Annotated in this window: 9 protein-coding genes; all 9 read right to left on the reverse strand. The window is 58.2% G+C overall.

Annotated elements, in window-relative coordinates:
- Positions 1-5: 5 nt before the first annotated feature.
- Entirely contained in the window at positions 6-911 is a 906-nt protein-coding gene (gene xerD / locus QVO43_RS09690) for a site-specific tyrosine recombinase XerD (protein ID WP_022488316.1), read from the reverse strand.
- Positions 886-1,155, reverse strand: a complete 270-nt coding sequence (gene hfq, locus QVO43_RS09695) for an RNA chaperone Hfq (RefSeq protein WP_022488317.1) — start codon at positions 1,153-1,155, stop codon at positions 886-888. Before hfq ends, xerD begins: the two co-directional genes overlap by 26 nt.
- Before the next feature lie 92 nt (positions 1,156-1,247).
- A complete protein-coding gene (miaA, locus tag QVO43_RS09700) occupies positions 1,248-2,195 on the reverse strand; it encodes a tRNA (adenosine(37)-N6)-dimethylallyltransferase MiaA (RefSeq protein WP_022488318.1) in 948 nt (315 codons plus the stop codon).
- Positions 2,185-2,988, reverse strand: coding sequence for a class I SAM-dependent methyltransferase (locus tag QVO43_RS09705; RefSeq protein ID WP_022488319.1), 804 nt, complete (start codon positions 2,986-2,988; stop codon positions 2,185-2,187). Before QVO43_RS09705 ends, miaA begins: the two co-directional genes overlap by 11 nt.
- Before the next feature lie 18 nt (positions 2,989-3,006).
- The gene (mutL, locus tag QVO43_RS09710; protein WP_022488320.1) at positions 3,007-4,995 is read right to left on the reverse strand and encodes a DNA mismatch repair endonuclease MutL; all 1,989 of its coding nucleotides are present in this window, start codon (positions 4,993-4,995) and stop codon (positions 3,007-3,009) included.
- Positions 4,995-7,604: a DNA mismatch repair protein MutS gene (gene mutS / locus QVO43_RS09715; protein WP_022488321.1), complete on the reverse strand. Its 2,610-nt coding sequence runs from the start codon at positions 7,602-7,604 to the stop codon at positions 4,995-4,997. Before mutS ends, mutL begins: the two co-directional genes overlap by 1 nt.
- Entirely contained in the window at positions 7,601-8,929 is a 1,329-nt protein-coding gene (miaB, locus tag QVO43_RS09720; protein WP_022488322.1) for a tRNA (N6-isopentenyl adenosine(37)-C2)-methylthiotransferase MiaB, read from the reverse strand. The genes mutS and miaB overlap by 4 nt, the downstream gene beginning before the upstream one ends.
- 134 nt (positions 8,930-9,063) lie before the next feature.
- Entirely contained in the window at positions 9,064-9,393 is a 330-nt protein-coding gene (locus QVO43_RS09725) for a hypothetical protein (RefSeq protein ID WP_154488537.1), read from the reverse strand.
- Between the two features lie 111 nt (positions 9,394-9,504).
- Positions 9,505-10,716 carry a glycosyltransferase family 2 protein gene (locus QVO43_RS09730; protein WP_022488324.1) on the reverse strand — a complete coding sequence of 404 codons (1,212 nt, stop codon included), beginning with the start codon at positions 10,714-10,716 and terminating at the stop codon, positions 9,505-9,507.
- Between the last annotated feature and the right edge of the window lie 132 nt (positions 10,717-10,848).

Consider the following 10,848-nt stretch of genomic DNA (forward strand, 5'->3'; position numbering starts at 1 on the left):
CCTCGTTACGCTCTGGGATGGGTTTTGTCGAAGACTTTTTTCAGCCGGTTGTTGGTAAGATGGGTATAGATCTGAGTGGTGGAAATGTCCGCATGGCCCAGAAGCTCCTGGACCGTCCGGAGGTCCGCCCCGTTGTCCAGCATGTGGGTGGCGAAAGAATGCCGGAGGATGTGGGGTGTAAGAGGCTTCTGGATCCCCGCCTTCACTCCGTAAGCCCGGATGATCTGCCAGAACCGCTGACGGGTCATGCCGGTGCCCCGGATGGTCAGGAACAGGCTGTCATCGTCCTTCCCGTTCTTCACAAAAAGAGGCCGCACTTCCGCCAGGTACTTTTTCAGGAACTGGATGGCGTACTGTCCCAGAGGGATCAGCCGCTCCTTGGATCCTTTCCCGTAGGCGATCACATACCGGGTCTCCAGGTTCACACTGGCCCGTTTCAGGTTCAGCAGTTCGGAAACCCGCATGCCCGTAGCGTACATCACTTCCAGCATGGTCCGGTCCCGGAAACCTTCCGGCTGGGTCAGGTCGGGAGCGGAAAACAGCTGCTTCACTTCCTCCAGGCTCATGACCTTGGGAAGCACCACTCCCCGGCTCCCTGCTTCCACCACTTCCGAAGGATCCTCTTCCAGGAAACCTTCGGCGGTCATAAAGCGGAAAAAGGCCTTGAGTGCCGCCAGTTTCCGGGAAGCAGAGGTGGGGGCGTACTGGTGCTGCTTCAGCATCCGCATGTACCCCAGGATATCTTCCCGCTGGACTTCTTCCAGGGGCTTTTTGATCCAGCCTGCAAACAGACGGAGATCCCGGCCATAGGATTCCCGGGTGTTGTAGGCCAGCCCCAGTTCCACTGTCAGATATTCCAAAAACAGATTGATTTCTTTTTCCAGTTTATTCCTTAGTGACACCCTGATCATTCCCTTTTTTCAGCACTAGAATTGCTTCGTTTTCCAAGGGAGCGATGGTGGAGATGGCATGTTTGTAGATCAGCTGCTGCTTCCCTTCACTTTCCATGATGACAGTGAAGTTGTCGAAGCCCCAGACCCTGCCACGGACCTGGAAGCCATTAAGGAGATACACCACAATGGTCTTTTTTTCGCTGCGTACTTTGTTCAGAAAGCTGTCCTGTAAATTCAATGGTTTATTGTTACCTGTTGTCATAGGTATTCCTTCTCTCTTGTTGGGATTTGGCACGGAGTCTGCCTGGGCAGCATCCGCCTTGAGCTTCAGTGGCCGAAGGGCCGCTTAACGCCTCAGGGTTCCTGTTGCGGAATAAACTTCTGTTCTGCCAGGGCTGCCAGCATGGCTGCGACACATTTCCCGTAATCGGGAGGATCGTCCAGCTGGAACCACTGGATGTAGGGCATTTTCTTGTACCAGGTGATCTGGCGCTTGGCAAAGTTCCGGGTGGCCTGTTTCAGTTTGGCGATGGCTTCTTCTTTTGTCCATTCACCATGGAAATACTGAAGCACCTGCCGGTACCCGATGCTCTTCATGGACTGGGCCGTTTCCGGCACCCCCATGGCCACCAGCTTCCTGGTTTCTTCAAAAAGGCCCTGTTCCACCATAAGATCAACCCGCCGGTTGATCCGCTCATACAAAGAATCGCGAGGCATTGTCAACCCGAATACGACCGCCTGGTAGGGACTTTCAGTGGCCTTGGCCGTGGACACCCGGTCCCCGCCCCGGATCGTTTCGATTGCCCTTATTATACGCCTTCTGTCGTTAATCTTCAATTCATTGGCCTTTACCGGGTCTAATACTTTCAGCTTGTCATGAAGGGCCTCATTCCCTTCCCGGTCGGCGAATTCCTCCAGCTGCCGGCGCAGGGCAGAAGATTCGTCCACCCGGGAAAAATCGTAAGCTTCCAGCAGGGCCTTAATGTACAGGCCGGTGCCTCCCACCAGGATGGGCACTTTCCCCCGGGCATTGCAGTCCCGGATCAGCCGGTCCGCCTGCTGCTGGAAATCCACCACGGAAAATTTGCCGTCCGGTTCCAGGATATCCACCAGATGGTGGGGCACCAGGGCCAGTTCTTCCGCCGTGGGTTTGGCGGTGGCAATGTCCATGTGTTTGAACACCAGCATGGAATCTCCGGAAATGATCTCTCCCCCCAGTTTTTGGGCCAGGGCGATGCCGCAGTGGCTTTTGCCGGTGGCAGTGGGGCCGATGATGGCAATGACTCTGGGTTTATTTTCCATCCTGGTCCCCTTCCTCCCGGAGGATGATACCGTACCGGAGCTTGCTGTATTTGCCTCCCTGGATTTCCCGGGCTCCCAGGCTCCGGAGCAGGTCTTCGTCCCGCTCCTTTACCACCACCCGGGGGGCCAGCCGCAGGGCGTCCCGGATCATCCCGGCATCCAGGGGCTTGTGGTAGGAAGCGGGCCGGAGCGGCTGCATGCTGGCAGAATTCCCCACCGGTTTCCGGAACATGGGGTCAAAATAGACCACATCGAAGGAATCGGCAGGAAAAGCGGGCAAAAGGTCCTCCGCCTTCCCCAGCCGAGGTTCAATCCGCCGGAGGCTGGCGGTAATGTCCGGGTCCTCGATCTCGTAGTGCTGCAGTCCCTGGGACACAGCCCAGTACAGCACCGGGGAGGCTTCCAGCCCCACCACTTTCCCGGCAGGGCCCACCAGGAAGGAGGCCACCACTGCATCTGCCGCCAGGCCCAGGGTGCAGTCCAGTACCCGCATGCCGGGCCGGAAGCCGCAGGCCTGGGCCAGATGGTCCGACCCGCCCCGCTTCAGGTTCCGGATCCGGGGCACCCCCATGGAGGGATGGTATTTCAGGATCCCTTCTTCCGTATACACCTGGGGTCCCTGATGGGTGGCCACCAGCACCGCCTTCAGCCCCCTGTCCCGAAGCAGCTGGTCCAGGGTACCGTGGATGGGCCGGGGAATATAGGGCAGATCCAGGGTGCGGGCCCAGCTTTGGGCTTCGTTGTACAGTTCGGTGCCGCATTTCCGGATGGCCGTCACCGCATAGATGGACATGAATGGATCGCTCCTTCCTCAGGTTCGTTTGAACATATGGTACAGTTCGTCGCTGGTCAGCTGGATCATACAGGGCCGGCCATGGGGACAGGTAAAGGGATGCTCCGTGTTGAGAAGCTCCAGGATCAGCTGACGCATCTGCCGGATGTTCAGCACTTCCCCGGCCCGGATGGCGCTGTGGCAGGCGGCGTAATGGAGCACGCTTTCCCGCAGGTCGCTGGCCTTGATTTTTTTGTTTTCCGACAGCAGCTTCAGGATGTCTTCAATGAACCCTTCCGCCTGGCTGCTTTCCACATCCGCCGGCAGGGCGGACACCCGGAGGGAGGTTTCTCCCGCCGGTTCCACATCCACCCCCAGCTTCAAAAATTCATCCCGATATTCCTCGATCAGGTCCACATCGGGCCGGGTCACATTGAGGAAGAGAGGGAGCAGCAGCTGCTGGGAGGGGATTTCCTGCTGCTGGCGGATGAATTTGTCGTACATGATCCGCTCGTGGGCGGCATGCTGGTCGATAAGATACAGGGCAGTTTCCGACTGGGCGATGATGAACACCCGGTCCACCTGGCCCAGAGGCCAGATCAGGTCCACACCGCTGGCCAAAGCGCCGTCCCGGGCTTCTTCCGTAAGGGTCTCATCGCTGGGAGAAGCCTCTTCTCCCGGTCGGGATGCCGGCAGGGCCTCCCCTTCAGGAGCCGGATTCCCGGCACCGGCCGTTTCCCCGGAGGCTCCCAGGTCGTCCCGGCGCTGGGCTGCAAAGAATTTCGCCGTGGTGTCTTCGGAAATGGCATCTGGGACCTTCCACACCGGCTGTCCGTAGCTGCCGGAAGGACTGGAGGCATAGCTCCGTCCGAAGGCGCTGGTCCGGGGCTGGTACCCTTTGTCGCCCCCCTGGAACAGGGGCTTCTGTTCCGGTTCAGGGGCTCTCCCGGCCGGAACTCCCGCCAGCGGCGGTTCCATTTTCCGGAACCCGGGCTGGGCCAGGGCCACGGACCCGTCCCCTTCCCTCTTCCCGGCCATGGGCTGGGTAAGAGCCTGGCACAGGCCATGGTACACCGCCCGGTACACGGCACTTTCATCCCCGAATTTGATCTCGCTTTTCTGGGGATGGACGTTGATGTCGATGAGGTGGGTATCGATGCCGATGTTCAGCACCGCAAAGGGGAACCCGGCCTTGGGAATCTGGGACTGGTAGGCATGGTCGATGGCCTTGCTCACCATACGGTTGTTGATGCACCGGCCGTTCACGAACAGGGTCTGCCACTGGCGGGTGCCCTTCAGCAGAGTGGGACGGCTGATGAACCCTTTCAGGGTGATCCCGTCCTGGGCATAATCCACCGTCAAGAGTTCCTTGGTCACTTCTTTCCCGTACAGGGATTCAATGGTATCCACCAGGTCCCCGCTGCCCGGCGTGTTGATGACTTCCTTGTCGTCCCGGGTAAGGACAATGTGCACATCGGGCCGGGACAGGGCGATCTTGGACAGGATGTCGCTGATGTAGCGGCCTTCGGTATTCACCGTCCGGAGAAACTTCCGCCGGGCAGGCACATTGTAGAACAGGTCCTTTACCGTAATGGTGGTGCCCACGTCGCCCCCCATGGTTTCCACGTCCAGGTCCTCTCCTCCGTCAAGGGTGATCCGGGTGGCGAATTCCGCCCCGGTCTCCCGGGTGAGCAGGGTGAAGTGGGATACAGAGGCGATGCTGGGCAGGGCCTCTCCCCGGAATCCCAGGGTATGGAGGGTCAGCAGGTCGTCCGCTTTCACGATCTTGCTGGTGGCATGGCGCAGGATGGCCATCCGGGCGTTGGCTTCGTCCATGCCGGACCCGTTGTCCCGGACCCGGATGAATTCCGTCCCCCCGGCGAAAATGCTCACTTCTATGGTATCGGCGCCGGCATCCAGAGAATTCTCCACCAGTTCCTTCACCACGGAAGCGGGTTTTTCCACCACTTCCCCGGCTGCGATCTGGTTGGAGGTGTTCTGGTCCAGCAGCTGCACTTTGACACTCATCAGCTGCGGCCTCCTTCCCGTTTGGCTTCTTCCTGGAGCTTGTACAGGGTGTTCAGGGCTTCCAGGGGCGTCATGGTCATCACATCCAAGTTCCGGAGGGTGTCTCCGATCACGTCTCCGAAGAGACTGGGCTGGAGATTCTCTTCTTTGGGTGCAGGGGTTTTGGCCGGAGCCGGTGCCGCCGGTTTCACGGCCGTTCCCTGGGCGGTGTATTCTTCCAGCAGTTCATCCGCCCGTTTCACCACTTTTTCCGGCAGCCCTGCCAGCCGGGCCACATGGATCCCGTAACTTTTATCGGTGCCCCCGGGGACGATCCGCCGGAGGAACACCACTTCCTTCCCTTTTTCCTTTACGGCCACGGAATAGTTTTTGATCCCCGGATCCAGCTGTTCCAGTTCGATCAGTTCGTGATAATGGGTGGCAAAAAGGGTCTTGGCCTTGATTCTGTCGTTGATGTACTCCACCACCGCCCGGGCAATGCTCATGCCGTCGTAGGTGCTGGTGCCCCGGCCCACTTCATCCAGGATGATCAGGCTGCGGCTGGTGGCGTATTTCAGGATGTTGGCCACTTCGTTCATTTCCACCATGAATGTGCTCTGGCCGGTGGCCAGGTCGTCGCTGGCCCCCACCCGGGTAAAGATCCGGTCCACCGGGCACACGTCCGCTTCCCGGGCCGGGATGAAGCTGCCCATCTGAGTCATGAGGGTCAAAAGGGCCACCTGGCGCATGTAGGTGGATTTCCCGGCCATGTTGGGGCCGGTAAGGATGATCAGCCGTTCATCGGTGTTGTTCAGATGCACATCGTTGGGCACGAACAGTTCCCGTTCCAGGAGCTTTTCCACCACCGGGTGCCGGCCGTCTTTGATGGTGATTTCCTGCCGGTCATTGAGCCGGGGGCACACATAGTTCCCCTTGAAGGCAGCCATGGCAAGGGAATAGAGCACATCCAGCACCCCCAGGGCCCGGGCGGTTTCCTGGACTTCCACCAGATGGCCCCGGATATCCTGGCGGATCTCGTTGAACAGGTAGTATTCCAGCTGCTGGATCTTTTCCTTGGCGCTGAGGATTTTGTTTTCGAATTCCTTCAGTTCCGGCACAATGTACCGTTCCCCGTTCACCAGGGTCTGCTTCCGGATAAAGGTATCCGGCACCTGGGACACCTGGCCTTTGGACACTTCGATGTAGTAGCCGAAGACCTTGTTGTACCCCACCTTCAGATTCTTGATGCCGGTCTGATCCTTGATTTTCTGTTCGAAGTTCAGCATCCACTGGTTGTTGTTTTCCGCAATATCATGGACTTCGTCCAGTTCGGCGTTGAAGCCTTTCCGGATCATGCCCCCTTCCCGGACGGTAAAGGGCGGGTCGTCCACAATGCCCCGTTCCAGTTCATCCAGCAGGTCCTCATGGAGGCTGATCCGGCTGTCCAGGGTATGGAGCAGACCCTGGGGCACCTGGTCCAGCAGATTTTTCACCTGGGGCAGGGCCCGGAGAGCGGTCCGCAGGGAAGCCAGGTCACGGGCGTTGGCGGAACCCACTTCGATCCGGGACAGGATCCGTTCCAGGTCGGTGATTTCCCCCAGGGCATCCCCCAGGTCCGTCCGGAGCCGGGCATTGTCCACCAGGGTACCGATGGCCTGCTGCCGGAGCCGGATCCGGGCGGTGTCCAGAAGGGGTGCTTCCACCCACTGGCGGAGCTGCCGGGCCCCCATGGCGGTGCGGGTGTAGTCCAGTACATCCAGCAGGGTGCCGTGGCGGGTGCCGTCCTTCATGTTCTTCACCAGTTCCAGGTTCCGGATGGCGGTGGCGTCCAGGTTCATCACCGCATCGGTGGTGATTTCCCGGAGCCGGTTGATCTGGGCCAGGTCACTTTTCACATTTTCGTGGATGTACTGGAGCATGTGCTCCACAGTGCCCCGGACCAGAGGGATTTTTGCCCCCGGGCTGTCACTGCCGAAATGGCGGGTGAAGTAATCCAGTTCCGGGATGGGGTCCCAGTGGTTGATCATGCAGTCCGGCAGCTTCTGGACCATTTTGTCCAGGAGGGTACCGAAAGCTTCGTTGGGTTCGGTAAGCACCAGTTCCGCCGGCTGGATCCGGTACAGCTGGTCCAGCACTGCTTCTTCCCGGTCTTTGCCCCGGGCGGTGTACCAGGCACATTCCCCGGTGGATACGTCGGCGTAGGAAAGGCACAGGGTGTCCTGATTCTGTTCCAGGCAGGCCAGGTACTGGTTGTGGTTCTCTTCCAGCACCGCGTCGCTGAGCACCGTGCCCGGGGTCAGGATCTTGGTCACCTGGCGCTTCACGATGCCCACGGCTTTTTTCGGATCTTCCATCTGGTCGCAGATGGCGATTTTGTACCCTTTCCGGATCAGCTTGGCCAGGTACCCGTCCACCGAATGGAAGGGCACCCCGCACATGGGCATGGAACTGGAAGCACCGGCCTTTCCTCCGGCCCGTTTGGTCAGGGTCAGGTTCAGTTCCCGGGAAGCGGTAAGGGCGTCTTCATTGAACAGTTCGTAGAAATCCCCCAGTCGGAAGAACAGCAGCTCGTCCTTGTGCTGTTCCTTGATTTCCAGATACTGCTGGAGCATGGGTGTAAGGGCGGTCATAAGGCAGCACGACCTTTAAGGAGCCAGGTCTGGGCGGTTTCGATGGTCACCGGGACCACATCTCCCGGGTTGAAGAACCGCTCTCCCACCGGCCACAGCACCAGTTTGTTCCCATCGGTGCGGCCGCTCCACATTTTGCTGTTGTTGTGGCTGAGCCCTTCCACCATCACAGGCAGGGTGCGTCCCACCAGTTTCTGATTGTGTTTCAGGCTGTGCCGGTTCTGAAGTTCCATAAGCCGGTTCAGCCGTTCCTTCTTCACCTTGTCCGGCACCTGATCTGCCATGGTGGCAGCCGGGGTCCCGGACCGTCTGGAATAGATGAAGGTATAGGCGGCGTCGTAGCTGACGGTATCGAACAGGCTCAGGGTCTCTGCAAAATCTTCTTCCGTTTCCCCGGGGAAGCCTACGATGATGTCAGTGGTAAGCACTGCCTCCGGCACATATTTCCGGATGGTGTCCACCAGTTGCAGGTAGGATTCCCGGGTGTAGCCCCGGTTCATGGCCTGCATGATCCGGGTGCTGCCGCTTTGGACAGGGATGTGGAAATGCTTGCACACATGTTTGCTTTCCGCCACAGTGCGGATCAGTTCCTCGCTCATGTCACGGGGATGGCTGGTCATGTACCGAACCCGTTCCACCCCGGGGATGGCGTCCACCTGGCGGAGGAGAGCGGCAAAGGCATCCTTTTCTCCCCGGTCCTTGCCGTAGGAGTTCACGTTCTGGCCCAGAAGGGTGAATTCCCGGTAGCCCTGGTCCACGGCATGCTTGATTTCTTCACAGATGGCATCGGCGCTCCGGCTCCGTTCCCGACCCCGGACATAGGGGACGATGCAGTAGGTGCAGAAATTGTTGCAGCCGTACATGATGGGTACCCAGGCGGCATAGCTGCTTTTCCGGACGAAATGCCCCTCGAATTCCCTGGGCATTACCGTCAGATCGTTGTACATCCCCGCCTTCCGGTCGTTCTGCTGGAGATAATCCTGCAAAATGGCGCTGAAGTTGTTTACATGGGCAGTGCCGATAAGCAGGTCCACCTGGGGATACTTTTTCAAAAAGTCCTCCCCGTCTTTTTGGGCCATGCAGCCGGTAACGCACAGGACCTTGGAAGGATCTTCCCGTTTGATCTGCTTCATCTCCCCGATTTTTCCCAGGATCTTCTTTTCCGCGCTTTCCCGGACGCAGCAGGTGTTGATGAGGATCACATCCGCATCGTGATAGTCTTCCGTATAATGGTACCCCAGGTCGGACAGCTGCCCGGCATAATGTTCCGAATCACTCTCGTTCATCTGACAGCCGTAATTCAGAATGGTGTAACTTTTGGTCATTGGTTTTCTGTTTCCCTTCTATATAGAGTAACTAATCGGTAGTAAAAAGTCTCAATAGTTTATTATATGATGAAATGAAAAAAAAAGGAAGGGGTGGTTCCCCTTCCCTCTGCACTCTTCACTCTCCACTCACATCAAGGCATCCCCGGGAAACTGGTCACGTACTTGATCCGGATGTCCGGAAAACTGGTGACGAACTGGATGGTAAAGTCTTCGCCGTATTCCACGAACTGCCATTCCCCGATGGCGGACGGAAAATGATCCACCACTTTCACCTTCAGATCCGGAAAACTGGTGACCACTTGGACTTTGATGTCCGGATTGTATTCCACCACCCGTACTTTGCCGGCCATGCGGATACCGTTAAAGGTTCCGTCAGCACTGATGGGAGAAGAAGCCAGGGCTGCAGAAGCCCACAGCAGGCTCAGGAGCACCGTCAGGAGACCCACCAGGTTCCGTGTCATTTTTTTCATCCCAATCCCTCCTCTGGCTGAATATTCTGTATCCATTATACCATAAGAAGGGGCTGTTGCCCATGCAACAGCCCCTTTGTCAACGGTCAGCTTTGCTGCCCCCTACTTCTCCGGCCCTGCCTCGTGGACATGGGCGATGGGGATCCATTTCTTCTGGGGAAAGAATACGGAGCAGACGGCCACCAGGGACAGGAAAATGCAGAAGAACCCTCCTGTAAGGATCCCGGGAAGCATTTTCTTCACCGGCAGATCTCCGGCTTTGATGGCGCAGGTGCCCATAACAAGGCTCAGCACATAGAGCATGGTCCACCAAAGGATGTCCTTGCCGGCCAGAGGTGGAAGTCCATTCAAGGCCCGGTTTCCCACCCACAGTACATTGGTGAGGAAATAGAACCCGAACACCACGCACATAAGCATGGGGACGAAATTATCGATGAGCCGGGCGTCCGGCCGGGCCCGGAAATGGGCCAGCCATTCCTTCCGGTACAGCCGGGCAATCTGGTAGTTCCCGGTCATCCACCGGCGGAGCTGGCTCACCATGCCCCGGAGGGTCACCGGCTGTTCGTCATAGAACCGGGCTTTGTCCTGGTATTCAGAGAAGACACCCTTAAAATTCTGCTGCATGGAAAATTCCATGTCTTCCACAATAGTCCGGGTATGCCAGCCGTCCGGTTCCAGCAAAGAAGCATCGAACCCGAACCCGGTGCCGGAGATGATCCCGGGCAGATCCACATTGTACCGGGGTTTGCTGAACAGATCCACACTGAGCCAGTACATGCTGTACCACTGGGAGATCAGATTGTCAAAGGGGTTGAGAGGCAGCCGGTTCCCCATCACCAGCCGGGCGCCCCGGCGGAAACTCCAATCCAGGGCGGACAAAAATCCCCGGTCTGCCATATTGTCCGCATCAAAAATCACAATATGGCTGAATTCCCGTCCGTACTGTTTCCGGATCCGGGGGATGCCCCAGCTGAGCACCGCCCCTTTCCCGGTCCGGGGTCCTTCCTGCCTTTCCAGCACGGTTACATGAGGGTACCGGCGTCCTACCTCCGCCGTGGCATCGTCACAGTGATCCGCCAGCAGGAACACCCGGTACAGCTCACCAGGGTAGTCCTGATCTTCCAGGCTCTGGAACAGTTTGCCCACCACATTGGCCTCGTTATGGGCACACACCAGCACGGCGACCCGGCTGGGTCCCGCCACCACCGGCCGTTTTTTCCGCCGGGTCACAAGGCCCAGGAACACGGTGCTGCAGGTCCAGAGAAAGGTCAGCACCAGCAGCAGCTGGACAATGAAGGTCAGTACATACATCATGGAAAGTTCCTCACACAGCCGTCAGGATGAACAGGAGCGCCGCAAAGATCCCCATTACATATTCCACAATGATCAGTTCAAATTCATTGGGGAAGATAAAGGCCAGCCCCAGCCCCAGAAAGCCTCCGGTAA

This window comes from Acidaminococcus sp. CAG:542, assembly GCF_000437815.1.
Lineage (GTDB): Bacteria > Bacillota > Negativicutes > Acidaminococcales > Acidaminococcaceae > Acidaminococcus.